The organism is Streptomyces wedmorensis, from assembly GCF_000716445.1.
Lineage (GTDB): Bacteria > Actinomycetota > Actinomycetes > Streptomycetales > Streptomycetaceae > Streptomyces > Streptomyces wedmorensis.
In genome coordinates this window covers 39,057-64,657 of the sequence record NZ_JNWK01000035.1, presented here as the reverse complement: position 1 = coordinate 64,657, position 25,601 = coordinate 39,057, and the positions used below count along the sequence as shown (strand labels likewise).

The window sequence follows — 25,601 nt, the reverse complement described above, 5'->3', positions numbered from 1 at the left end:
CTTGACGACAATCACCGGAACCCCCTATCGTCAGCATGACGACAAGGGGGATCCATGGCTGACATCACCCGGCGGGCCGGCTGGCGCCATCTGCGCTCCGCGCCCACCGCGCACATCCGCCACCAGCGCCGGGGCAGGCTCGTCCACGACGGCGAGGGGCTGAGCTTCTGGTTCCGGCCGCTGACCGCCGCGCTCTCCGAGGTGCCGGTGAACGACCGGGAGCTCGCGATGGCGTTCCACGCCCGCACCGCGGACTTCCAGGACGTCAGCGTGCAGGCCACGGTCACCTACCGGATCGGCGACCCGGGAACGGCGGCCGCGCGGCTCGACTTCTCGATCGACCCCGACACCGGCGCCTGGCGGGGCGCGCCGCTGGAGCAGATCGCCACCCTGCTCACCGAGACCGCGCAGCAGCACGCCCTCGACGTCCTCGCCCGCACCGCGCTGGCGGCGGCCCTGGTCGACGGCGTGGCGGCGGTACGGGACCGCATCACGGCCGGACTGGGCGCCGAACCGCGCCTGCCGGCCACCGGCATCGAGGTCGTCGCGGTCCGGGTGGTCGCGATCCGCCCCGAGCCCGAGGTCGAACGCGCGCTGCGCACCCCGGCCCGCGAGCAGATCCAGCAGGAGGCCGACCGGGCCACGTACGAGCGCCGCGCGGTCGCCGTCGAGCGCGAACGCGCCATCGCCGAGAACGAGCTCGCCAGCAAGATCGAGCTCGCCCGGCAGGAGGAGCGGCTCGTCGAGCAGCGCGGCACCAACGCGCGCCGCGAGGCCGAGGAGAACGCGGCCGCCGACGCCGTGCGGGCCGAGGCCGAGGCCGTACGGAAGGTCCGGCTCGCCCGGGCCGAGGCGGAGGCGGCCCGCGAGGTCGGCGAGGCGCGCGCCGGAGCGCAGTCCGCGTGGCTGCGGGCCCACTCCGAGGTGGCGCCGGCCACGCTGCACGCCCTCGCCGTGCACCGCGCCGCCGAGAACCTCCCCCGGATCGAGCACCTCACGCTCTCCCCCGACGTGCTGACCGGACTGCTCGCCAGGCTCGGCGAGGGCGGAACGGGAGCCGGTACCGGGGCCGGGGCCGGGTCGTGAGCCTCGCGCCGCGCGCGGTGCTCGTGCACCGCACCACGGAGTACGAGGAGCTGCTCGCCCGGCACGGCACGCACGGCCAGGCCGCGTTCTTCCTCACCGCGCGCGGCCGTTCGGTCGAAGCCGTCCGGGAACGGCACGAGCGCGCCCGGCGGGCGCTCGCCGAGGTGGCGGGCGCGGTCCCGCTGACATGGCGCCAGACCCGGGTGGAGCGCGCCGACCTGGACCGGTTCCTGTTCGGCCCCGAGGACGTCGTCGTCGTGGTCGGTCAGGACGGACTGGTGGCCAACGCGGCGAAGTACCTGACCGGCCAGCCGGTCGTCGGCATCGACGCCGACCCGGGGCGCAATCCGGGCGTCCTGGTGCGGCACCGTTCGACGCAGGCACGCCGGCTGCTGCCGTACGCGGCGGAGGCCCGCGCGGCCGTCGACGAGCTGACGATGGTCGAGGCCGTCACCGACGACGCGCAGCGGCTCCTCGCCCTCAACGAGATCTACGTCGGCCCGCCCGGCCACCAGACCGCCCGCTACACGCTCGGGCTCGACGGCACGGACCTGCCGCCGGAACCGCAGGCCTCGTCCGGCGTCCTGGTCGGCACCGGAACCGGGGCCACCGGCTGGCTCCGCTCGTTGTGGGAGCAGCGTTCCAGCGCGCTCGCCCTGCCCGCGCCCTCGGACGCCCGGCTCGCCTGGTTCGTCCGCGAGGCCTGGCCGTCCCCCACCACCGGCACCACCCGCGTCGAGGGCCTCCTCGCCGCGGGCCAGGGCCTGCGCCTCACCGTCGAGTCCGACCGCCTCGTCGCCTTCGGCGACGGCGTCGAGTCCGACGCCCTCGAACTCACCTGGGGCCAGACCGTCCACCTCACCGTCGCCACCCCCCGCCTCCGCCTGGTCTGCTGACCCCCGGCCACCGCCGGACAGGACCCAGGAGGCCCGGCCCCGCGCCGGACCGCTCCCGCCGCCCCTGGCCGCCCCCGCGCCGGACCGCTCCCGCCGCCCCTGGCCGCCCCCGCGCAGAACCGCGCCCGCCCACCCCGCGCGCCCCCGCGGGAGCGCCGCGGCCGCCCCGCGCGCCCGGCCGAAATCGATCGGCGTCCGGCGGCGGGCGCGCGGAACGGCGCTATGCTCGGCGCGCTTTGCCCCGTTTCCGCACGTCCGCCCGCTCCCGGCCGCCGAAGGAACCCGCATGACCTCCGCCTCCACCGGTTCGCTCTCCGTCGCGCCCGCAACGCTGCGGGACTGGGACCTCGTGCGTTCCTGGGCCGCCGAGGAGGGGTGGAACCCCGGCCTGGCGGACGCGCCGGCGTTCTTCGCGCAGGATCCCGGGGGCTTCTTCCTCGGGCGGGTCGACGGGGAGCCGGTGTCGGCCATCTCGGTCGTGAACTACGACGAGGCGTACGCGTTCCTCGGCTTCTATCTCGTACGCCCCGAGTTCCGCGGCCTCGGTCACGGCCTGACCACCTGGCGGACCGCGCTCGCCCACGCGGGCGGGCGGTCCGTCGGGCTCGACGGGGTGCCGGCGCAGCAGGACAACTACCGCCGGTCCGGGTTCACGACGGCGTACCGCACGGCGCGGTACGTGGGCGAGGTCCCGGCGCCCGACGGTCCGGTGGCCGGTGTCGTCGGCGCCGAGCTGGTGGATCCGGCCGCGCTCGCCGCGTACGACGCCGCGTGCCACCACGCCGACCGCCCGCGGTTCCTCTCCGCCTGGCTGGGCACGCCGGGCCACCGCGCCCTGGTCCGGGTCGCCGAGGGGCGCCCGACCGGCTACGGGGTGGTCCGCCCCGCGCAGGACGAGGCCCGGGTCGGGCCGCTCTTCGCCGACACCGCCGCCGACGCGGCCGCCCTGCTCGACGCCCTCGCCGGCGCCGCGCGGGACTTCGGCTCCGACCGGATCGCGGTGGACATGCCGGAGGCGAACCCGGCGGCCGCCCGCCTCGCCCTGGAACGCGGCCTGGAGCCGACCTTCGAGACGGCCCGGATGTACACCGGACCCGTCCGCCCCGTCGCGCGGGAGCGCGTATTCGGCGTCACCACCCTCGAACTGGGCTGACGTCTTCGAGGGGTGAGCCCCCTCGGAACACGCCACCCCAAGGGCTCGCCTCCCGGGTCCTGTTACCGCCGGGATCCCCACCATCTCCCCATGATTCACCACGATTTGCAGTGAATCCGAGCAATCCGTATCAGTACTCCCAGAACGGGCACCATCCCTCCGCGTGCGGACATGCGGCCCAACCGGCCACGCAACCCCGGAAAGAGGGTCGAGGTCGCCCGGGACCCTCGGAATGAGGGGGTGACCCCGCCGTCGTACCGCCGGAAGGAAGGCCGTATCGTTCGGGGCGACGGCACTCCGGAATCAATAATTCCGGTGTCTGCCCAAATCGTCGCGCGGACCCCCGGGATGGCCTCGCGCCCTCCCCCGCCGGGAACCGGGTCGCCTCCCCTCACCGCACCCCCGCAGCCCCGTGAGGGGTGACAAGGGTTTTCCCCGTATCGAGTTCACCCACCCGTTCCCTACTGTCCTCCGCACCGGCAGATATCATCCCCCCAGCGCACCCTGACAGGTGCATGCGGAGGGTGATGTCCGCCGGTGACGGCCTTGACCCGGGCCGTCGCGCCGGTGGCGGCGCACGGGCCCCCCAAGCCCAGGGAACCTCGGACGCGACCCCACTTCGCCCCGTGTGACCCGCGCCGCCGCCACTGCTCCGCAGTTACGTCGTACTCGAAAGGGCCACACCTTGAACGGTTCCAGGCGGAGAGTCATATCCGTGGTCGCGAGCGCCGCGATCCTCGGCGCCGCTGCCACGACCGGGGCGATCGCCGCCGCCCCGAGCGCTGCCACCCCGAAGCCGGCTCCGGCTTCGCAGACGATGCGGGCGCTTCCCAGCGCCCCCGTCGAGAAGGTCATCGTGACCTACAAGAGCCAGGCCGCCGAGGCCGGTTCCAACACCGCCGCGAAGAGCGACACGGCCGAGAAGGCCGCGAAGACGGGCGAGAAGCTCTCCTTCGAGCGCCGCCTCGCCGGCGGTGGCGCCCTGGTCGACCTGGGCGACAGCGCGACCAAGCAGGACGTGACGGAGGTCATGGACGCCTTCCGCGCCGACCCGTCCGTCGCCTCGGTCGAGCCCGACATCCGCGCCTACGCGATGGCGGTCACCCCGAACGACACCGACTACGCCAAGCAGTGGGACCTCTTCGAGGCCACCGGCGGCATGAACGTTCCCGCGGCCTGGGACAAGACGACCGGCACGGGCGTCACCGTCGCCGTCATCGACACCGGCTACGCCGCCCACACGGACCTGGCGTCCAACGTCGTCGCCGGTTACGACTTCATCTCCACGTCCGCCGACGCCCGCGACGGCAACGGCCGCGACGCGGACGCGAAGGACGAGGGCGACTGGAACGCCACCGACGGCGAGTGCGGCACCGGCTCCAAGGCCTCCAACTCCTCCTGGCACGGCACCCACGTGGCCGGCACCATCGCCGCGACCACGAACAACACCAAGGGCATCGCGGGCATCGCGTACAACGCGAAGATCCAGCCCGTGCGCGTGCTCGGCAAGTGCGGCGGTTCGTCCTCCGACATCGCCGACGCCATCACCTGGGCCTCCGGCGGCACCGTGCCGGGCGTCCCGGCCAACGCGAGCCCGGCGAAGGTCATCAACCTGAGCCTGGGCGGCGCCAGCTCCACCTGCCCGAGCGTCTACCAGACCGCCATCAACGGCGCCGTCTCGCGCGGCACCACCGTCGTCGTCGCCGCGGGCAACAGCAACGCCAACGCCTCCGGCTTCACCCCCGCGAACTGCTCCGGCGTCATCACCGTGGCGTCGACCAGCCGTGAGGGCAACCGGTCGTACTACTCCAACTACGGCACCATCGTGGACGTGTCCGCGCCCGGCGGCGAGACCCGTCGCTCGACCGACACCCCGGGTACCGTCACCACCCCCGAGAACGGCATCTACTCCACGCTGAACTCGGGCACGACGACCCAGTCGACCGAGAACTACAAGCCCTACCAGGGCACCTCGATGGCGGCCCCGCACATCGCGGGCCTGGCCGCCCTTCTGAAGTCGGCCAAGAGCACCCTCACCCCGGCCGAGATCGAGTCCGCGATCAAGACCAACGCCCGCCCGCTGCCCGGCACCTGCACCGGCGGCTGCGGCACCGGCATCGCCGACACCGCGAAGTCCGTCGACGCGGTCCTCGGCACCACCCCGCCGAGCGGCAACGTCTTCACCAACGCGACCGACGTGACGATCGCCGACAACACCACCGTGTCGTCCTCGATCGCCGTCACCGGCCGCACCGGCAACGCCCCCGCCGCCCTCAAGGTCGGCGTGGACATCAAGCACACCTGGCGCGGGGACCTGGTCATCGACCTGATCGCCCCCGACGGCACGGTGCGCAACCTGAAGGCGTCCTCCTCCTCGGACAGCGCCGACAACGTCCTGACCACGTACACGGTCGACGCGTCGAGCGAGGTCGCCAACGGCACCTGGAAGCTTCAGGTCCGCGATGTGGCCTCGGGTGACACCGGCTACATCGACTCGTGGAGCCTCACCTTCTGATCCACCGGTGACACACCACTGAACCACCCCCCACAACAGCATCCTTGCTGGTCAGCGACGCGCTCGTGGTCTATACCACGGGCGCGTTCTGGCATGGGGCGAGCACGTCGCGGCGGAGCCCTCTGTCCGTATGCCGGACACGGGGCCTGGACTCTCCCGGTGGGCTCCGTATCCTCTGCGCACGGGGCTCATGGGCCGGGACCCGAGGGCCGGAGGTGGTGGACAGTGACGACAGCACCGCACCGCGCTGCCCCGGTGGGGCGCGAGGAACTCCTCGGCCGGCTCGAACGGGCCCTCCACGCACGCGGCCGCGCCCTGCTCACCGGCCCCGCAGGCGTGGGCAAGACCGAACTCGCCCTGGCCGAGGCGGGCCGCGCCGAGGCGCGCGGCGAGACCGTGCTGTGGCTGGCGCCCCTGCCGTCCGACCGGGACATACCCGGCGCAGCGGCGGCCGCGCTGGTCGCCTCCGTCGCCGCGACGGTGTCCTCCACGGGTCCCGGACCGGCGACACCCGCCCCGGGGATCCTCGCCTCCGGCGTCTTCGACGAACTGCCCGGCCCCCAGCGCACCGCCGTCGCCATGCTGTGCCGCGAGGCACCGATCGACGCGGGCGGCTGGGACCCCATCGCACTGCGCCTCGGCATCGCCCGCATCCTGCGCGCCCTGACCTGCCACGGCCCCGTCCTGCTCGTCGTCGACGGGGTGCAGCACGTCGACGCGGACAGCGCGGACCTGCTGCGCTTCGCCCTCCACCTGGCGCCCCCGGCGCTGCGCGTGGTGGCCGTGGAGACCCCGGAACCGTACGGCGAGGCCTACGAGCCCTACCGCGAGCCGTACCGCTCCGAGGACCCGCACGCCACCCACCTGTGGGTGCCGTCCGAGGCCGACGTGCTGCTCGTCCCGCCGCTGGCCGCCGACGAGATCGCCGAACTCCTCATCCACCACCGGCTGCCGTCCCGGATGGCCGGCCGCATCCACCGGGCGAGCGGCGGCAATCCGCGCCTCGCGCTCGCCGTGGGGCGCTCCCTCGCCGACGCGCGGACCCCGGTGCACCACGCGGAGGCCCTGACCCTCTCCGGCCGCGCCCGTGACCTCGCCCGCCAGCTCCTGGGCGCCGCGCCCGCCGCCGTACGGGAGACGCTGCTGCTCGCCGCGCTGGCGCTGCGCCCTTCGGCGACCCTGGTCCGCCGGGCCGGGCGACCCAACGCGGAGGCCGACCTCGCGGCGGCCGAGCGGGCCGGCCTGGTGTCGCTGGCCGAGGACGGGTCGGTGAGGTTCACCGCCGGGCTGCTGCCCTCCACGCTGGTGCACGACGCCTGCTGGGCCGAGCGGAGCGCCGGGCACGCGGCCCTCGCGGAGGTCGTGGACGACCCCGTCGAGGCGGTACGCCACCGGGCGCTGGCCACCGACTGCCCGGACGAGGAACTCGCCGCCGAGGTCGCGGCTGCCGCGGATCTGGCCAGACGGCGCGGGAACAGCGCGCTCGCCGCCGAACTCGCCCTGCTGGCGGCCGAGTCGACGCCCGGCCGGCACGGCGGGCGGCGGCTCACGCGGCTCGTCGACGCCGCCGAGGAGGCCGCCCGCGCGGCCCGCGCCGACCTCGCGATGCGGGCCGCCACCGATCTGCTCGCCCGTGACGCGGTGCCCGCCGACCGGGTGCGGGCACGGCTCGCCGTGCTCGACACGGCCGGCCAGGGGCTGACCGGCCTCGACGAGATGTACGTGCACGCCATGGAGGACTCCGAGGGGAACACCGCGCTGCGGGCCGCCGTGCAGCTGCGGCTCGCCGTCAAGTACGTCCTGGCGGACGGCGATCCGGAGCGCTCCCGGACGGCCGCGGTCGAATCGGCCGCGCTGGCCGCCTCGATGGGCGACCCCCGCACGGCGGCGCAGGCGCTGACCGTCCAGGCGCGGATGGAACGGGCCCTCGGCTCGCCGGACGCGGAGGCCGTGCTCGCCCAGGCCCGCGCCCTGGAGCTGGCCGAGCGCCCGCTCGGGATCCGCAACGCCGCACAGATCCTGACGATCCGTCACGCCCTGTTCGACGGCCGCCTCGCGGAGGCCCGTGACGAACTGGGCGCCCTGCTCCCGCTGGTGCAGCGGCGCGGCTCCGTCGAGGACGCCATCGAGCTGCTCAGCACGCTCGCCGAGATCGAGTCCCGGATCGGCCCGTGCGGGGCGGCGCTCGCCCACGCCGGGCAGTCGCTCGCCCTCACCCTGGAGGCCGGGCTCTCCCCCGGCCCCGCCTGGTACGCCCTCGCGCTCGCGGAGACGGCGGGCGGCAGTTTCGCCCGGGCCGCGAGCTACGCGCGCCGCAGCGTGCAGGCCTCGGAGGAGGAGGGCGACCGGGTCTTCCTCTCCCGCAGCCGGTACGCGCTCGGCCGGGTCCAGCTGATCAACGGCGACGTGGCCGCCGCCCTGGAGACGCTGCGGCGCGTCCAGGCCGACGAGCGCGCCCAGTCGAACGTCGACCCGTCGATGCTGCGCTGGCACGAGGAGCTGGCTGAGGCGCTGCTGGCCCAGGACGCGGCCGACGAGGCCCTGGCGCTCCTCGCCGAGGTGCGGCCGGTGGCCGAGCGTCTCGGCCGGTCCACGGTCCTGCTCGGCTGCGACCGGGCGTACGCCCTGTGCCTCGCGGCGGAGGGGCGGACGGACGAGGCGGCGGAGCTGCTGACCCGCACGGCCGACAGTTTCGGCCGGACGGGACTGCCGCTGGAACGGGGACGGGCGCTGATCGCGCTGGCCCGGGTGGAGCGGCGCAGGCGGCGCAGGTCGGCGGCGCAGAGCGCCCTCCAGACGGCGGCGGAGGTCTTCGAGCGGGCCGGAGCGGCCCCGTGGCTGGCGCTGGCCGGCGAGACGCCGGCGGCCGGCGCGGGCGACGGGCCCGGTTCCGCCTCCGGCGTCGAGGACGCGCTGCCGGCGCTGTCCTCGCTGACGGAGGGTGAGCTGCGGCTCGCGCGGCTCGTGTGCCAGGGCGCCAGCAACCAGGAGGCCGCGGCGAAGCTGTACCTGAGCGTGAAGACGGTCGAGGCACGGCTGACCCGCATCTACCAGAAGCTCGACGTCCGCTCCCGCGCGCAGCTGGCGACGGCGCTCCGGCCGTGAGGGGGCGGCCTCCGACGGCGCCCCGGCCCTGAGGGGGCGCGGCTCCCACGCCGCTCCGGCCCGGACCGCTCCGGCCCGGACCGCTCCGGCCTGGACCGACGCGTGACCGGACCGACGCGTGACCGGACCAGTGCGTGGCCGGACCGACGCGTGACCGGACCAGTGCGTGGCCGGACCGACGCGTGACCGGACCAGTGGGTGGCCGGACCGGTGGGTGGCCGGACCAGTGGGTGGGCGGACCGCTGTCAGATGGTGAACGGCCGCTGGTCGAGGAACGCCTCGTCGGGCGAGCCGGTCAGGTAGAGGTTCGGGCGCTGGCTCCGGGGCAGTTTCTTCTGGACCGCCGCGTGGAACTCTCGGTAGCCGCCCTGGAAGGCGCCGTCGTCCCAGGTCTTGAGCACGGCGGCGGTGAAGGCCCCGTTGACGTCGCCGTCGGAGGCGACCTGGTCGTCCTGGCAGGCCGAGACGAGGAGGGCGTCGGGGCCCCGGCCGGCGGCGGCCGCGGACTTCGCGAGCGAGTCGCGCAGCTCCGTGAGGAACTCGCGGTCGCGGTCGTAGAGCTGCCGCTGCTGCGGCTCGGGCATGTACCGGCCGCGGACGTCCTCGTCCGTGCCGCCGGGCACCTCGATGCTGCTGCCGCTGTGGCAGCAGTCGAAGAGGGCGACGATGCGCACGTCGTCGGCGAAGGCCCGGAAGGCCTGCTGGACCTCGTCGTCGAGGAACTGGCGGTCGTACAGGACGAGGGTCTCGTCGAGCGAGTCCGGCTCGTCGTCCGTGCCGGACTCGTCGGGGACCTGGCCGCCGTGTCCGGAGTAGCTGAAGAACAGGATGTCACCCGGCACGAGCCGGGCGGCCGCCTCGCCCAGCACGGCCGTGACGTTGGCGACCGTCCCTTCGGGCGTGAGCAGCGTGGTGGTCTCGAATCCGCCGGCCCGCGCGAGCCGAGCCATGTCGTGGGCGTCGTTCTCGCAGGCGACCAGCGTCCCTTCCCAGCCCTCGTACCGGGCCGGGTCGACGCTGTTCAGTCCGACGTGCACAGAGAGTCCGGTGGCCATGGGGTGCCTCCAGGTGAGATGCGGAGGAGATGCCGAGGAGCGTCTGTTCGGGTGGCCCTGCGCCCCGACGCCGACCACGACCCTCTCCACGCGGTACTTCCATCCTATGAACCCTTCCGAACCTCCGCTCCCTCCGTCCGGTTCCGTCGCCCGGGGCGGCGACGTCGGCCGGTCCGCCCTCGCCGACCGCACCGGCTACGACGCGGCCTTCCTCGGCCCCGACGTCCCGCTGCCCGTCCCGGCGCGGGACGGGGTCGCGACGGTGATCCTGCCGTACACGCACTTCACCGTGGTGTTCCGCCCCGACAGACGGCTCGCGGCCTCGACGGCCGTGTGCATCGAGGGGCGCGAGCTCCTGGAGGACGTCCCCCGGGACGACGTCTGGGAGTTCGATCCCCGGCTGCCCGAGGAGCACCAGGCGGGCAACGACGTCTACCGGAACAACAGCCTCGACCGCGGCCACCTGGTCCGCCGGCTCGACCCGGTCTGGGGCTCTCCGGCCGTCGCCCACCGGGCCAACACCGACACCTTCCACTACACCAACGCCGCCCCGCAGGCCGACGTCTTCAACCAGGGGAAACAGCTCTGGCAAGGACTGGAGAACTACCTCCTCGACCATGCCGCCCAGTACGACCGGAAACTGACGGTCCTCACCGGCCCGGTGCTCCACGACTCCGACCCGCCGTACCGGGGGATCCAGGTGCCGCTGCGGTTCTGGAAGGTGGCCGCCTTCATGCAGGACGGAGCGCTGGCCGCCGCCGCGTACGTCCTCGACCAGAGCCCCGATCTGAGCCGGGACGCCGAGCGGGCCCTGGCCGGCGCGAAGGCCGGCGCGCCGCCGCCGCTCGGCCCCTTCCGCACGTACCAGGTGCCTGTCTCGGACATCGCGGAGATCACCGAGCTGGAGTTCGGCCCGCTGCCGGACGTGGACGTGCTGCCGCCGGCGCGCGGCCCCGAGGAGCGGTGGCGGCGGCTGGAGTCGTACGACGACATCGTGCTGCACGCCTGACCCCCGGCCGCAATCGCTGCCCCGGCGGGGCAGCGATTGCGGCCGGTTCGGGGCGGTGGAACGATGAAAGGGATCACCTCCGGCGCCGGAGCGACCGGCGCTGCGCGAAGAGCGCCGGGCAGGTGCGGTATGCCTCTCACCGAGACGGAGTGGGGGCTCGTGGCCAGCTGGGTACGGGACCACCTCCTGGACACCCCTGAGCCGCGGGAACGACTGCTCCGCGCGGGCCTGCCCGCGGACTTCGTGGAGGACCTGCCGCTGACGCCGGACGCGGACAGGAACGCGCTGTTGGTGGTGGCGGCGGCCCGGAGGGACATCGCGCATCAGCGGCGGTTGCTGGCCGTGCTCGCCGGTCTCGACGCGCTGGCGGCGATCGACCACCCGCACGCCTTCGAGCAGGGCGCGGAGGCGCGCAACCTGCTCACCCGGCTGCGGGAGGACGAGCGGTTGCGGCGGTCGCCGCGGGACCCGTTCGACAGTCTGCTCCTGAAGCACGGGACGGCGGCGTTCCTGGACCGCAGCGAACTGCGGGAGAAGCTGCGGGGCTTCCTGGCCGATCCGGAGCAGACGGTGCTGGTCGTCGACGGTCCGCCGGACAGCGGGCGGTCGTACACCTACGAGCTCATCCGGCACCTGGGCCAGCACTGCGGCTTCCGTCCGGTGCGGGTGACGCTGTCCCGCACGTCCACGGCCGCGCGGCTGATGGAGCGGCTCGCGGCGTTCGTGTCGGGGCCCGGGGCCGACGAGGTCCTGTTGAACCCCACACGGTTGAACGATCCACTGCCGTGCTTCGAGGACGCCGCGCACCGGATCGTCGCGCGCGCGACGGCGGCCGAGGAGCGGTTCTGGCTGGTCCTGGACGACTGCGACCGGCTGGACCCGCAGTCGGACGTGTGGGACTGCATCGGCGTCCTCGCCCGGGCCGTGTACGAGCACACGCCGGTGCGGGCCGAGACCGTGCCCCGTCTCGTGCTGCTCGGCTACGCGTCGTCGATGCGCCAACTCCCTTACGAGATACGCAAGAACGAGTGCCGTGACACCACCCGTCTGGTGGAGGAGGGTGACCTGCGGGCCTTCTTCAGCGAGTTCTTCACCGACACGCTGCCCCCGGGACAGGAGGACGCCGCCGGCGAGCTGACGGAGACGGCCGTCGCCGAGGTGCTCCGGGCCGTCGACGCGCCCTCGAACGGCGACAGTTACATGCGTCGGGTGTGCACGGCCGTGGAGGACGTCGTACGGCTCCGCCGGGCGCTGCCACCGACCTCGGCACCGCGGCCCGGGGCGGCCGGACCGCTGCTCCGTGACGCGCTGCGCACCAGTCTCGCGGCGCCCGCCACCGCCCTGCCCGACCTGCGCAGGTCGTACCGCGAGGCCGCCTGCCTGCTCCAGGAGTTCGACCCGGCACGGCTGCGCCTGCCGGACGAGGAGCTGCCCACCGGCCGGGCCGTACTCGAACTGGTCGACGACTGCACCGGCCTGCCGTGCCCCGAGGGCGCGCCGACCACGGTGTGGACGCTCAAGCCGGAGGTCCGCGACACGACGCTCGCGGGCCTCGCGGGGCCGGCGTCCGCGCTGCGCGTCCTGCGGAGCAACATCGGCCTGCGTCCTCCGGGCCCCGGCCCGGAACGCGCCGCCCTGGCGCTGCTCACCGGCGGCCTCCCGGTCGGCACGGAGGCGGCCGGCCACCCGCTCGACGGCCTGCCCCCTCCCCCGGTCCAGGACCCGGTCGAGGAGCTCTCCGACACCCTTCAGGCCGTCCTGTGGCTGAGCCGGGTGCCGGGCGTGACCGGCCTGCCGGCCGTCGACGACGTCCAGCACCGGCTGGAGAAGGCCCGGCTGCTCCAGCCGATGCATCGGCTGATCCGGGGGACCTTCCACGGCCGCACCGCCGAACTCGACGCCCTGCACGCCTATCTGGCGCTGCCCGAGGAGCCGGCGGAGCCGCCCGTGCTGCTGTACGGGGTGGGCGGCATCGGCAAGAGCACGCTGCTCGCCAAGTTCCTCGTCGACGCGATGGCCGCCTCACCGGACGGATTCCCCTTCGTCTACATCGACTTCGCCCGTCCGACGCTCTCCATCCACGAGCCGGCCACCGTGATCGCGGAGGCGGCCCGGCAACTGGGCATCCAGTATCCCGCGTCCCGCGCCGAGTTCGACGCGCTCGCGGACGAGTGCGAGCGGACCGCGGCCGTGCAGCGCGGCGAGCGCAACGAACTCGACGACCTGTACCAGCTGGGCGGGGCGCGCGCCACGATGGGCCGCGACTACTCCGCCGACTTCCACGCCCGGGCCAGCGCCCGTGAACAGGAACTCGCCCACCGGGCCGCGTCCCTGGTCGCCGGGGCCGTCCGGCCGGCCCCGGGCGAAACGGCCCCGCCGTTCCTCGTCGTCGTCGACTCCTTCGAGGAGGCCCAGTACCGGGGCTCCCCCGTCATGGCGCGCATGTGGGCGATCTGGACCGCGCTGCGCGCGGCCTACTCCCGCCTGCGGTTCATCGTCTCCGGCCGCGCGCCGATCGACCATCCGGCCCGGATCCTCACCCCCCGCTCGATGGAGCTCACCGAGCTGGACCACCATGCCTCGGTGGACCTGCTGATGTCGTCCGGGGTGGACGACGAGCCGCTCGCCGAGGCCCTCGCCGACCGGATCGGCGGTCATCCGCTGAGTCTGCGGCTCGCGGCCCGCACGGCGGTCGCGCTCGGCACCGACTCCTCCTCGCTCGGCGAGCTGCTGCGCGGACTGCCCTCCCGGCGGCGGTACTTCGACCGGCAGGTCGACCAGATGCTGATCCAGGGCACGCTGTACGACCGGCTCCTCAACCACATCGCGGAGGACGACGTCCGGGCGCTCGTCCAGGCGGGTCTGGCACTCCGGTTCATCACCCCCGACCTGGTCCGGGAGGTGCTGGCGGGGCCCGCGGGCCTCCGGGTGGACACCGCGGCGGAGGCACGGCGACTCTACGGCCTGCTGACCTCCCGGGTCGACCTGATGGAGTCCGCCGGACCGGAGGCCATCCGGCACCGGGCCGACCTGCGGGCCATCATGCTGCGCCTCTCGGACCGGGCGCGGACCGATCTGATGCGCGCCGTGGACCGCAGGGCGGTCGCCTACTACGCGGCCCGCGAGGGCGCCCGGGCCCGCGCCGAGGAGATCTACCACCGGCTCCGGCTCGGCGAGAACCCCCGTGCGGTGGAGGCGCGTTGGGAGCCTGGAGTGGCTCCGCACCTGGGCGGGTCGACGCACCGGGAGATGTCGCACCGCTCGGCGGCGTTCCTCCTCGGCCGGATCGGCGGCCACGTGCCCGACCAGATCATGACCGAGGCCGACCAGGAGGACTGGGAGCGGATCGCCGCGCGCGAAGTGGAGGACCTGCTCACCCAGGGGTACGTGGAGGTGGCGGCGCAGCGGCTGGCCGAGCGGCGGCCGTGGACGCCGTGCAGCAGGCTGCACGCGCTGCTCGCCGAGACCCTCGCCCGCTCCGGCCGGTCGGCGGAGGCCCGTGAGGGCGCCGAGCGGGCCGTGGACCGGGCGGAGGAGGCGGGCTGCGCCGAGACCCAGCTCGAACTGCTCCAGCTGTCGGCGCGGCTCGCGCAGGACGCGGGCGACTTCGCGGACGCCGACCGCGACCTCCAGGAGGCGGAGGAGCTGGCGGCGGGCCTCGGGCTCCGGTACGAGTCCCTGGGCGTCCTGGTCGCCCGGTCCCGGCTGGCCGCGCTGGCCGACGTGGACGCCGCTCCGGCCGAGGAGCGGCTCGCCCGGACCCTGCGGAGCATGCCGGACGCGGACCTGGCACGGCAGCCGTCCCTGGCCCGTACGGCGGCGGCCACGGCCTGCCGGGCGGACCCTCGGCTCCTGGAGCACACGCTGCGTCTGGTGGGGCTCCCGGCGGACGAGGAGGCCGTCATCACGGAGCTCGCCCGCTGGATCGACACCACCCTGACCGACGAGCCGGGGCTGCTCGGGCCGCTGGCCCGGATCATGGCGTCCGCGGCCGGCGAGCCCGATCCGGCTCCGGACGCGGACCGTCCCGACCTCGACCTGATCGAGCGGTACCTGCGGGAGGCGCGAGGGCGCGGCACCCTGGACGGCGTGGCCCGGCAGGCGCTGACCCTGCGGGACGGCAGCGGGGACCTGCTGATCGGGGTTGCCTCCGCGATGGACTCGGGGCCGCACGGCCCCGCCGCCGAGGGCTCCGCACCGGCCGGTGCGGAGCCGGGCCCCCTGGCCGGACCGCGTCCCCGGCACGGCGGCGCGGGCCTGTGGACGCGGCCGCCGCCGAACGCGGCGGGCGCGGCGCTGCGCAAGGTGCCGTTCCTGGCGCAGCCGGAGCTGGTCCGGGTCCGCAACGCGGCGATGGAGGCGGGTCTGGCCGACCGCGCCCTGCGGCCCGCGCTGCTCAGGGGCATCCCCGGTTACTTCACGGCCACCCTCGAACCGATCGACGACCCGCGGGAACAGGCCCATGCCGACCTGAACGCGATGAACCACGTCGAGCGGCTGCTCGACGGTCTCGTGCCGCTGGAGATCTGGCTGCACAACGCGATCGAGCAGGTCCGCGAGCCGGGTCCGCGGGCCGTCCTCCAGGGCGCGCTCGACGCCGTGGCGCGCGAGATCACGGGCGAGGCCGACCTTCCGGCCGACCTCATGCCCGGCGAGCTGAAGGAGGAGGTCGTCCTCCAGGACGACACCGTGCCGTACGAGTTCCTGCACGGCGGCATCCGGGCCGGTGCGTCCGTCGCGCTGCTGCGGATCCCGCCGTACGAGTCGGGGGCGCCGCTCCTCCCGTCGTATCCGCACGGCGGCACGGGGTGGATGCTCGCACCGGAACTGCTGATCACCAACCACCACGTGGTGATGGCCCGTTCGTGGGAGGCGGGCGTGCGGCCCTACGTCAGCGACGAGGACCTGCGGCTCCAGGCGCTGATGTCGCGCTCCCGCTTCGACTTCGTCGAGAACGCGGCGGCCGCGCCCGAGGCGACGGCCGGGGAGCTCGCCGCCTGGGACGCGGCGCTCGACTACGCCATCGTGCGGCTCGCACCCGACCAGGAGCGGCGGCCGACGCTGAAGGTCGCGACCCGGCCGCTGCTCGTCCGGGAGCGGCAGCGCGTGCCGGTCAACATCATCCAGCACCCGGGGGGCCTGCCGAAGCGGGTCGCGCTGCGCAACAACCTGGTCTACCGGGCGGACGAGCACGACATCCTGTACTTCACCGACACGCGGGGCGGCTCCTCCGGTTCCCCGGTCTGCCTCGACGACTGGACGGTCGTGGGACTGCACCGCGGGACGCGGAAGGTCGACGAGGTCGAGTTCCAGGGCGGGAAGACCCGGTTCGTGAACATCGGCACGCAGATGAGCAGCATCCTGGCCCATCTGCGTGAGTTCCGGCCGGAGTTGTACGAGGAGGTCATGGCGGCCCAGTCGGGGCGGCCGGTCCCCTCCGGGCAGACGAACGGGAAGCCGAGGTGAGGGAGCATGCCGAACGGATCGCGGAACGTGTCACCGGTCGCGACGGCCACCGAGCAGATCTTCGGTGATCTGCAGGAAGTCGCGGCGCGCGTGCGCGCGAATCTGGAGGCGGAGATCGCCGAGTCCGCGCAGGAACTCCCCCCCGACGTGGCACCGGCGGCGGAGATCTCCCGCTTCGCCCGTGAGGAGCGGGCCCGCGTCCTGGAGGCGGGGGTGAGCGGCCTGGAGAAGCTGGCCGCGCACCGCGAGGACGAGCTGGATCCGGACGAGTCGTTCGGTGTGGAGGCGATCGTCCTCCTGGAGGGCCGTCCCGCGATCCTGGTGCAGCGGCAGGACTTCGCCCCGCAGCGGGACGAGTGGTCGGTGCTCGACGGGCACCGCACGGCGATCCGTGAGTCCTTCCTGCGGGTCGGCCGGGTCGAGGTCTCCGGGCACCCCCGGCTCGACTGGATCGGCACGGCGTTCCTCGTGGGCCCGCGCACGGTCATGACCAACCGTCACGTGGCCGTGGAGTTCAGCCGGCTCGAGGACGGCCACGGCCGCTGGACGATCGAGTACGGCATGTCGGCGCGGGTCGACCCGGCCGAGGAGCTGCCCGTCGACGGGGTGCCGAACGCGGCCACGGCCCCGTACGAGGTCGTCGAGGTCATCGGCATCCACCCGGACGTCGACATGGCCCTGCTGCGGGTCGAGCCGTCCGCCGACGGCGCCCTGCCCAGCCCCCTCGCGGTCGCCGCGGACGCCCCCGCGAGCGTGCCGGGCCGCCCGGTGTACGTGGTGGGGTACCCGGCCTGGGACGGCCGGCGCAACGAGCCCGAGTCGATGCGCCGGATCTTCATGGACGTCTACAACGTCAAGCGCCTCCAGCCGGGCGCCGCCACCGAGTTCACCCCGGGCGGCCTGGTGATGAAGCACGACTGCTCCACCCTCGGCGGCAACAGCGGCTCCCCGGTCTTCGACCTGACCGACCACCGCGTCCTCGGCCTCCACTTCGGCGGCCGCTACCGCACCGGCAACTTCGCCGTCCCGCTGTGGGAGATGATCGACGACCCGCTGCTCGCCGAGGCCGAGGTCAACTGGGTCTAGCCCAGCGGACCTTCGGCCGCCAGGACATCGACGCACGCGCCGCGGGCGGTGGTGCCGTCCGGGAGCAGCCAGTCGGCGGTGAGCCGGCCGGCGGCCGGGGCGGTGTCCGTTCCGGCGCGCAGGACGCGTCGTACGCGGAGGGTCAGTTCGGTGGCGTCGGGCGTGCCGAGGGTGCGTACGACGATGTCGGTGTGGCCGGAGCCGTCGGCGGCCCGGACCAGCTCGGCGGCGTCGGCGTCGGGGGTGTAGGCGGCGACGACGGTGGGGTCCGGGGTGTCGTCCTGCGACTGGTGCTGCGCGACGGCGTTTCCGGCGAGGAGGGCGTACAACTGGGCGACGAGGACCGGGTCGTGGGTGCCGTCGTAGATCCAGCGGGTGCCGAGCACGCCGTGCTCGGAGGTGCCGATGAGGGCGTGCTCGGCTCCCTCCAGCGGAGCACCGCGATAGGTCATGGGGACGAGGTGGACGACGGCGTCGCCCTCGGTCCCGTCGGCCACCGCCATGAACTCGATGCCGACCTGGCCCTCCGGGTCGTCGAGCCGGAACCCGCCCGCCTTGACCGGCCGCGGCCCGCCGTCCCCTTCGGTGTACCAGGACCGCGTGGGCAGCCACGCGGTCAGCAGCTCCAGCTTGGTGGGCTGCATCGTCGTGTGGTGGATGACGGCCATCGTGTGCTTCTTCCTCTCGACCGGGGGCTCCTGCCGGCCCTGAGGCCGGGCAGGCGCAACGTAACAGACGCGCTCCCGGGTCGGCGCGCGCGGCCGTCCCGGCCGACCTAGCCTGAAGGTGGAGCGTTGTCCCCGGCCGGCAGGAGGCCCGCCGTGAGGTACTCGCGCACACCACGGAGCCGCCGCGTCTGCGCGGCGCTCGCGGCCCTGGGCGTCTTCGCCGCGCCGGTCGGCGCCGGCACCGCCTTCGCCGCCGAACCCCCGGTGCCCGCACCCGTCGTGGCCGGCGCCGTCCCGGCGGCCGAGTCCGACTTCCCGGAGCTTACGCCTGCCGTGGCCGCGCGGCTGGACCGGGCGGTCCAGGACGTGATGAAGGAGGCGGGCGTGCCGGGGGTCTCGGTCGCCCTCTCCGCGCCCGGGAAGGGCACGTACATCCGCTCGTTCGGCGTCGCCGACAAGGCCACCGGGCAGGCGATGAACCCCGGCCTGTACATGCGGATCGGGAGCGAGACGAAGACGTTCACCGTGACGGCGGTGCTCGAACTGGTCGACCGGGGCAAGGTGGCCCTCGACGATCCGATCTCGAAGTACGTGGACGGCGTGCCGAACGGCGACCGGATCACCCTGCGCAACCTCGCGTCGATGCGCAGCGGTCTCTTCAACTACTCGGCGGACGAGGACTTCTACAAGGCGCTGACCTCGGATCCCTACCGGCCGTTCACCCCGCAGGAGCTGCTCGCCTACTCCTTCAAGCACCCGGTGTCGTTCCAGCCGGGCGCCGAGTTCGACTACTGCAACACGAACCTGATCCTGCTCGGGCTCGTCGTGGAGAAGGCCGGCGGCATGCCGCTGCACGAGTTCGTCCAGAAGAACGTCATCGAGCCGGCGGGGCTGCGGCACACGGTCTTCCCGACGGACGCCGCCTTCCCGAGTCCGCACGCCCACGGCTACACGGTGCAGACCGCCTCGGGGAAGCTGGAGGACTCCACCGACTGGAACCCGTCCTGGGGCTGGGCGGCGGGCGCGATGATCTCCGACCTCCAGGACATGCGGTCCTGGGCCAGGACGGTCGCCACCGGGACGCTGCTGACGCCGAAGACCCAGGCCGAGCGCCTCAAGACCTATCCGTCGGGCATCCCCGGCGCGGGCTACGGTCTCGGCATCTTCGACATCCAGGGCTGGATCGGCCACAACGGCTCCCTGCCCGGCTACGAGTCGCTCACCCTCTATCTGCCGGAGTCGCAGGCCACCCTGGTCGTCCTCCTCAACACGGACGTCCTCCACGACGACACCGAGCCCAGTACCCTCTTCGGGCAGGCGATCACCCGCATCGTGACCCCCGACCACGTGTTCGACATCCCGGTGACGGCTCCGCCGCCGAGCCCGAAGGGGTGACCGACCGTAGGGGAAGGCGGCGCGCGGGCACCGGTGCAGGTGACGGCCAGCGGACGCCGGGGGATCACCCTGCCCGCGTCCCCGCCCCGGTGAGGCGATCCGCTGCTAGTCTCGAAATGTCTCGCAATGCCCTCTTTCGACACCCTCACCGGCACTTCCTCGTGCCGCAGCAGAACGGGAGCAGCAATGACCGGTGGACCCGAACCCATCAGCGCCGCGGCTCGTGAGGCGCTCCGGCGGGAGCTCGCCGATCTGCGCACCGAGCGCGACAGCGTGGCCGCCACCCTCGGCGGCCCCGACGACGAGGTCGGCGACCGGGCGGACCAGGCCGACGAGTTGCAGCGCGCCGACGAACTCGACCGGCTCGACGCCCGGATCGCCGAGATCGACGGGCGGCTCACGGAAGGGGCCGCGGCCGGGGCTCCCCCCACCGACGCCATCGGCGTCGGCAGTTCCGTGACGGTGCGCTTCTCGGACGGCACCGAGAGCGCCTTCCACATCGGCGAGCTCGCCGACGCCGACGACCCGGGCCTCGTGACGGCGGACAGCCCGCTCGGCCGCGCGCTCGTCGGCCACCGCACCGGCGACACCGTGACCTACGCGACGCCCGCGGGGCGGACCACGGCGGTCGTGCTCTCCCTCGGCTGACAGCCACCAAGGTCGCGTACACCGTCGGCGGCGACGCGGTCCGTGACGTCCTCGTCGGCATGGAACCGGGCAACTGGCCCGACGTGGTGCTCGGCATGGTGATCACCGATCCGCTCCTCGGCTCCGTCCTCGGCGTCGTCGTCTCCCGGCTGGTCTTCGCGCTGTTCGCCGCGCGCGGCGCGATCCCGCTGCGCGGCGGTCTCGCCGGCGCGGCCCGCCGGGCGGCCCTCACGGCCTCTGCCCGCCTTCGTCTCGGCCCTGGACGGGCGGTCCTGGACGACCATCGTCACCTGCCGGGTCACGAGCGGCACGGACACCACGACGGACCGCCTGATCGAGCTGGGGCGCGAGGGCGACGGCGTGGTCGGCTGGAACCTGGACACGGAGCAGATCTCGAACGGCTTCGGCTGTACGAGCGACGAGGGCCGCTATGTGCGGGAACCGTGGTGGCGCACCTGACGGTGGGCCGTCGCGCCGGGCCGGTCAGCCCGTGACGGCGCCGGTCACCAGGTTGATGGTGGTGGCCAGGATGCTCGCGCCGAAGACGTAGGACAGCAGGCAGTGCCGGAGGGCGACCGCGCGGATCCGGGTGCTGGAGACGTTCGTGTCGGAGACCTGGTAGGTCATGCCGAGGTTGTAGCTGAAGTAGAGGAAGTCGCTGTACCGCGGCGGGATCTGGGAGTTGAAGTCGATGCCGCCGCCGGGTTTCAGGGCGTAGTAGAGGTACGCGTACCGGGTGGCGTACGTGAGGTGGAGCGCCGCCCAGGCCATGAAGCAGCCGCAGAGGGCCGTCGCCGCGGCGGCGTGGCTGAGGTCCGAGTCGCCGACGAGCAGCATCACGACGATGCCGACGAGACCGCAGACCGCGGCCCCGACGACGGCGAGTTCCTCGACGACGGGCCGGAACTCCTCCCGCCGGACGTTGTGGTGGGTGGTGGTGGCGTCCATGGGCCACAGGACGAGCCAGCCCGTGACGACGAAGACGGTCTCCGCCACGGCGATGCCGGCGAGCACGCCGAGCGCGGCGTGGGTCGGCCAGGCGACGACCGCGCCGGCCGCGGCTCCGACGAGCGCCGATCCGGCGAGCCGGGAGACCGCGCCGGCGAGGAGGCGGTTCACCGCTCAGGCCTCCAGGACGACCACGGCTTCGTCCGTGTAGGTCAGGAAGGTCAGCGTCTCGTGGAAGTACAGGTGGATGCCGTTCTCGTCGTGGCCCGAGTAGCCGATCGCCACGTCCTGGCCGAGGAGCAGTTCGAAGTCGCCGCCTCGGGTGGACAGGACGAAGCCGCCGCTGAGGGCCGGTGCCCAGATCGGGGAGCCGTCCAGCATCCGGCCGAGGTGCGCCGCGATCGGATAGCCGTGGTCGGACGTCTCGCTGACGGCCCGGTACTGGTCGGCGCCGAGGAGCAGGGCGTACGGTCCGTCTACGCCGGCGAGGCGCAGCGAGGTGAGGGCCCGGCTGACCGCGTCCGGATAGTCGCTCGGCTCCTCGGGCAGCCGGACCACCGGGTTCGAGCTGCGGGCGCGCAGTCCGTCGACGCCGGCGGCCCCGTACCCGTCGAAGATGGCCCGGTCCTCGACGAACGCCATGGTCCTGGCCGCGTCCTTGACGGGTTGCCAGTCGGAGTCCTTGGAGCCGCGTTCGACGTCGTCCACCGCGGCCCGTGCGACGGTGAAGGGGACCCTGAGCTCGACGAGGGGCTTCGCCTCGCGCAGCCGCGCGGTGACGCCGGGGGCGGGCGGGTCCATGGGCGTGAGGTGCCCCGTGCCGACGGCGGCCAGCCCGGGTCCTGCCGGGTCGGGGACGTCGACCACGCGGCGGCCCGCGACATGGCGGCGGAAGGTGCGGCGGGCCTCCTCCTCGATCTCGGCCCAGGCCGCGGGGGTGATCGGGGCGAGTTCGCGGTGCAGGTTGTTCGTGACGTCGGGGGTCGTCATGGGACGGGAGCTCCTTTCAGGCCGCCGATGCCCAGGGAGTCCCCGGGGACGGCGACGGCCGCCGGCGGCGCGGCGGCGGGAAGGTCGTCGAGGAGGTCGGCACTCGGCACGAAGAAGAGGCCGCCGGTCACGGCCGTGGAGAAGTCGAGGATGCGGTCGGTGTTGCCCGGAGGATCGCCGAGGAACATGTTCCGCAGCATCCGCTCGGTGACGGCGGGCGTCCGCGCGTACCCGATGAAGTAGGTGCCGAACTCGCCGCTGCCGACCCGTCCGAACGGCATGTTGTCGCGCAGGATCTGCTGCTGGACGCCGTCCTCGTCGACGATCGTGTTCAGGGCGACGTGCGAGTTCGGGGGCTTGACGTCGTCGGAGAGTTCGACGTTGGACGCCTTGGCCCGTCCGACGACCCTCCCCTGCTCCTCCTCGGTGAGCGCGTCCCAGGCGGCCATGTCGTGCACGTACTTCTGCACGATGACGTAGCTGCCGCCGCGGAACTCCGGGTCCTCGTCGCCGATGTGGACCGCCTCGAGGGCGGTCGTGCCCGCCGGGTTCTCGCTGCCGTCGACGAACCCGAGCAGGTCGCGCTGGTCGAAGTAGGCGAAGCCGTGGACCTCGTCGACGACGGTCACCGCGGCGCCGAGCCCGTCCACGATCAGCCGGGCCAGTTCGAAGCAGAGGTCCATGCGGCGGGCGCGCAGATGGAACAGGAGGTCGCCGGGCGTGGCGGGCGCCCGGTGGCGCGGACCGCGCAGCGGCACGAAGGGGTGCAGGTCACGGGGGCGCGGGCCGCCGACGAGCCGGTCCCACGCCCCGGAGGCGATGCCGGCGACGCAGCTGAGCCGGTCGTCGGGCGCGCGGAAGGCCACGGACCGGGTCAGGCCCGCCAGATCCTGGAGCCCTTCCCTGACCGCGGTCTCGCCCCCGGGATTGACGGTGACCACCAGGAAGACGGCGGCCCGCAGGGGCGACGCCACGATGGGCTGCGGTACGGCCATGCTGCCCCCAGAGAAAGGACCGGAAATGCAGAGGAAAGGGACAGCGTCAGCGTAGGTGCGCATGATCCGGTACGCAGCCCGGCGCGCGCCTCCCGCCGTCGAGTGGCAGGCGGGAAACGGCGGGCATAGCCTCGCGGAAGGGGTCCCTCTGCCCACCATGCCCGCGCGTCCGCGCGGCGAAGGGGTGAAGCGCGTTGACCACCGACCAGGACAGGAACACCGCCCAGGACGGACAGGAGCCTCCGGAGGCCACCGAGGCCCGGGTGGGCCCCACCCCCGAGGGCGAACCGCGTTTCGAGCCGTACCACCACCCCGCCGCCGGCTGGGGCGCCGCCAAGAGCGTGACGAACTTCCTCGTGCGCGAGAAGGCCCTGGTGGACGGCCCCCGGGCGATCATGCGCATGAACCACGAGAACACCGGGTTCGACTGTCCCGGCTGCGCGTGGCCCGACGACACCAAGGGCCTGCACCTCGACATCTGCGAGAACGGGATCAAGCACGTCACCTGGGAGATGACGAGCAAGCGGGTCGGGCGCGAGTTCTTCGCCACCCACTCGGTCACCGAACTGGCCGGATGGAGCGACTACGACCTGGAGAACCAGGGCCGGCTCACCGAGCCGATGGTCTACGACCCCGAATCCGACCACTACGTGCCGATCAGCTGGAAGGACGCCTTCGAGGTCGTCGGCCGGGCCCTGCGCGGCCTCGACGACCCGAACCAGGCCTCGTACTACACCTCCGGCCGGCTCGGCAACGAGGCCACGTTCCTCTACCAGCTGATGGCCCGCGAACTGGGCACGAACAACCTGCCCGACTGCTCCAACATGTGCCACGAGGCCAGCGGCCGCGCCCTCCAGGCGTCCCTGGGCACCGGCAAGGGAACCGTCGACCTCGCGGACTGGGAGACGGCCGACGCCCTGTTCATCTTCGGCGTCAACGCCGCCTCCAACGCGCCCCGCATGCTCACCGCCCTCGCCGAGGCGTACCACCGCGGCGCCGCCGTCGTGCACGTCAACCCGCTGGTCGAGGCGGCCGCCACCCGCACCATCGTCCCGCACGACTTCACCGACATGGCGCTGTTCAAGTCGACCAGGACCAGCACCCTGAACCTCCAGCCACGCATCGGCGGCGACATGGCGCTGGTGCGCGGCATGGCCAAGGCGATCCTGGAACAGTCCGCGATCGACCCCAAGGCCCTGGACCAGGAGTTCATCGAGCGGCACACCCACGGGTTCGACGCGTACCGCGCCCTGTGCGAGGCCACGCCGTGGGAGGAGCTCGAGAGGCAGTCCGGGCTGACCCGCGCCGACATCCTCAAGGCCGCGCGGGTGTACGGCGAGGCCGACCGCTCCATCGTCAGCTGGTGCCTGGGCGTCACCCAGCACGAGCACGGCGTGGACACCGTCCGCGAGATCGTCAACCTGCTGCTGCTCCGCGGCAACCTCGGCCGGGAGGGGGCCGGCCCCTCCCCCGTACGCGGACACAGCAACGTCCAGGGCAACCGCACCTGCGGCATCGACCACCGGCCCTCCGACGCGTTCCTCGACCGGCTCGCCGAGGTCTGCGCGATCGAGCCGCCGCGCGCCCACGGCATGGACACCGTCCGCACCATCGAGGCGATGGGCCGCGGCGAGATCAAGGTGTTCGTCTGCATGGGCGGCAACTTCGCCCTCGCCGCGCCCGACACCCCGGTCACGTACGCGGCGCTGCGCACCTGCGACCTCACCGTCCAGGTCAGCACCAAGCTGAACCGCAGCCACGTCGTCCACGGCGCCGGAGCCCTCATCCTCCCCTGCCTCGGCCGCACCGAGAAGGACCACCAGCGCAAGGGGATCCAGAGCACCTCCGTCGAGGACTCGATGAGCATGGTCCACCTGTCGATCGGCATGAAGCGCCCCGCCTCGCCGCATCTGCTCTCCGAGCCCGCCATCGTCGCCGGCATGGCGCGCGCCGCGCTGCCCGACAGCGCCACGCCGTGGGAGTGGTACATCGAGGACTACGACCGCATCCGCGACACCATGGCCAAGGCGCTCGACGGCTTCGAGGACTTCAACCGGCGCGTACGGCTGCCCCTCGGCTTCCGCATCAAGCAGCCGGCCCGGGAACTCGTCTTCCTCACCCCGTCCGGACGCGCCGAGTTCTCCGCCGCCGAGCTCCCCGACGTCGTCCCGGCGCCGGGCACCCTGGCCCTGGGCACCATGCGCTCCCACGACCAGTGGAACACCACCATCTACTCCGACAACGACCGCTACCGGGGCGTCAAGAACCTGCGCACGCTCGTCTTCATGAACCGGGCCGACATGCGGGAACGCGGGATCGCCGACCTCGGGCCCGTCGACATCACGAGCACCGCCAGGGACGGCAGCCGACGCTCCCTGCACGGCTACCTCGCCGTCCCGTACGACATCCCGCGCGGCTGCGCCGCCGGCTACATGCCCGAGATGAACGTGCTGTGCGCGCTCGGCGACTACAGCACCCAGAGCGACCAGCCGATCATGAAGCACGTCAACGTCACGATCGCCCCCTCCGGCTGAGCGACGGCCCTGCCGGACCGCTTCCGTCGTCGCCCACGCGTCGCGGTCGGCC

16 protein-coding genes and 1 pseudogene are annotated in these 25,601 nt (G+C 73.6%); 12 read left to right on the top strand and 5 right to left on the bottom strand.

Going from position 1 to position 25,601, the window contains the following annotated elements; translation table 11 throughout:
- Window positions 1-54: 54 nt before the first annotated feature.
- The 5 genes from OO54_RS25425 to OO54_RS25405 all read left to right on the top strand — a co-directional run bounded on the left by OO54_RS25425 (window position 55) and on the right by OO54_RS25405 (window position 8,755).
- Window positions 55-1,086, top strand: a complete 1,032-nt coding sequence (locus OO54_RS25425) for an SPFH domain-containing protein (protein WP_017240905.1) — start codon at window positions 55-57, stop codon at window positions 1,084-1,086.
- Complete coding sequence (locus OO54_RS25420; RefSeq protein WP_033206916.1) at window positions 1,083-1,982, top strand: NAD(+)/NADH kinase; 900 nt, start codon at window positions 1,083-1,085, stop codon at window positions 1,980-1,982. Before OO54_RS25425 ends, OO54_RS25420 begins: the two co-directional genes overlap by 4 nt.
- A 286-nt stretch (window positions 1,983-2,268) precedes the next feature.
- Window positions 2,269-3,135, top strand: a complete 867-nt coding sequence (locus OO54_RS25415) for a GNAT family N-acetyltransferase (RefSeq protein WP_033206915.1) — start codon at window positions 2,269-2,271, stop codon at window positions 3,133-3,135.
- Between the two features lie 817 nt (window positions 3,136-3,952).
- On the top strand, window positions 3,953-5,650 hold the full coding sequence (locus OO54_RS25410) for a S8 family serine peptidase (protein WP_033207080.1): 1,698 nt from the start codon (window positions 3,953-3,955) through the stop codon (window positions 5,648-5,650).
- Between the two features lie 225 nt (window positions 5,651-5,875).
- Window positions 5,876-8,755 (top strand): LuxR family transcriptional regulator, encoded by a 2,880-nt coding sequence (locus OO54_RS25405; RefSeq protein ID WP_033206913.1) that lies wholly within the window; start codon window positions 5,876-5,878, stop codon window positions 8,753-8,755.
- A 245-nt stretch (window positions 8,756-9,000) separates the two neighbouring features.
- Here the strand turns inward: OO54_RS25405 and OO54_RS25400 are convergent, their stop codons facing one another.
- Window positions 9,001-9,810, bottom strand: a complete 810-nt coding sequence (locus OO54_RS25400; RefSeq protein WP_033206911.1) for a caspase family protein — start codon at window positions 9,808-9,810, stop codon at window positions 9,001-9,003.
- Between the two features lie 106 nt (window positions 9,811-9,916).
- Here OO54_RS25400 and OO54_RS25395 point away from each other — a divergent pair, with 106 nt between their 5' ends.
- The 3 genes from OO54_RS25395 to OO54_RS25385 all read left to right on the top strand — a co-directional run bounded on the left by OO54_RS25395 (window position 9,917) and on the right by OO54_RS25385 (window position 17,371).
- The gene (locus OO54_RS25395; protein WP_033206909.1) at window positions 9,917-10,819 is read left to right on the top strand and encodes a DNA/RNA non-specific endonuclease; all 903 of its coding nucleotides are present in this window, start codon (window positions 9,917-9,919) and stop codon (window positions 10,817-10,819) included.
- Window positions 10,820-10,948: 129 nt separating this feature from the next.
- Window positions 10,949-16,285: a trypsin-like peptidase domain-containing protein gene (locus OO54_RS48385; RefSeq protein WP_033206907.1), complete on the top strand. Its 5,337-nt coding sequence runs from the start codon at window positions 10,949-10,951 to the stop codon at window positions 16,283-16,285.
- A gap of 6 nt (window positions 16,286-16,291) precedes the next feature.
- Entirely contained in the window at window positions 16,292-17,371 is a 1,080-nt protein-coding gene (locus OO54_RS25385; protein WP_033206905.1) for a trypsin-like serine peptidase, read from the top strand.
- Here the strand turns inward: OO54_RS25385 and OO54_RS25380 are convergent.
- Entirely contained in the window at window positions 17,368-18,039 is a 672-nt protein-coding gene (locus tag OO54_RS25380; RefSeq protein ID WP_033206903.1) for a maltokinase N-terminal cap-like domain-containing protein, read from the bottom strand. The two genes, OO54_RS25385 and OO54_RS25380, sit on opposite strands and share 4 nt — an antisense overlap.
- A gap of 153 nt (window positions 18,040-18,192) precedes the next feature.
- Here OO54_RS25380 and OO54_RS25375 point away from each other — a divergent pair, with 153 nt between their 5' ends.
- From OO54_RS25375 to OO54_RS43840, 3 genes and pseudogenes are all read left to right on the top strand, one after another.
- Entirely contained in the window at window positions 18,193-19,434 is a 1,242-nt protein-coding gene (locus OO54_RS25375) for a serine hydrolase domain-containing protein (protein ID WP_051787173.1), read from the top strand.
- A 186-nt stretch (window positions 19,435-19,620) separates the two neighbouring features.
- The gene (locus OO54_RS25370; RefSeq protein ID WP_033206900.1) at window positions 19,621-20,082 is read left to right on the top strand and encodes a GreA/GreB family elongation factor; all 462 of its coding nucleotides are present in this window, start codon (window positions 19,621-19,623) and stop codon (window positions 20,080-20,082) included.
- A 5-nt stretch (window positions 20,083-20,087) separates the two neighbouring features.
- Window positions 20,088-20,541 (top strand): annotated as a pseudogene (locus tag OO54_RS43840) (hypothetical protein); the annotation flags it as partial.
- 24 nt (window positions 20,542-20,565) lie between these two features.
- On the opposite strand, the gene OO54_RS25360 reads toward OO54_RS43840, so the two are convergent.
- From OO54_RS25360 to OO54_RS25350, 3 genes are read right to left on the bottom strand one after another with little or no spacing between them, the layout of a single operon-like run.
- On the bottom strand, window positions 20,566-21,201 hold the full coding sequence (locus tag OO54_RS25360) for a DUF1345 domain-containing protein (RefSeq protein ID WP_033206898.1): 636 nt from the start codon (window positions 21,199-21,201) through the stop codon (window positions 20,566-20,568).
- Window positions 21,202-21,204: 3 nt separating this feature from the next.
- Window positions 21,205-22,020, bottom strand: a complete 816-nt coding sequence (locus OO54_RS25355; protein ID WP_033206896.1) for a family 1 encapsulin nanocompartment shell protein — start codon at window positions 22,018-22,020, stop codon at window positions 21,205-21,207.
- Window positions 22,017-23,015: a Dyp-type peroxidase gene (locus OO54_RS25350; protein ID WP_033206895.1), complete on the bottom strand. Its 999-nt coding sequence runs from the start codon at window positions 23,013-23,015 to the stop codon at window positions 22,017-22,019. Before OO54_RS25350 ends, OO54_RS25355 begins: the two co-directional genes overlap by 4 nt.
- 263 nt (window positions 23,016-23,278) lie before the next feature.
- Here OO54_RS25350 and OO54_RS25345 point away from each other — a divergent pair, with 263 nt between their 5' ends.
- Window positions 23,279-25,549, top strand: a complete 2,271-nt coding sequence (locus tag OO54_RS25345) for an FdhF/YdeP family oxidoreductase (protein WP_399523783.1) — start codon at window positions 23,279-23,281, stop codon at window positions 25,547-25,549.
- Window positions 25,550-25,601 lie beyond the last annotated feature (52 nt).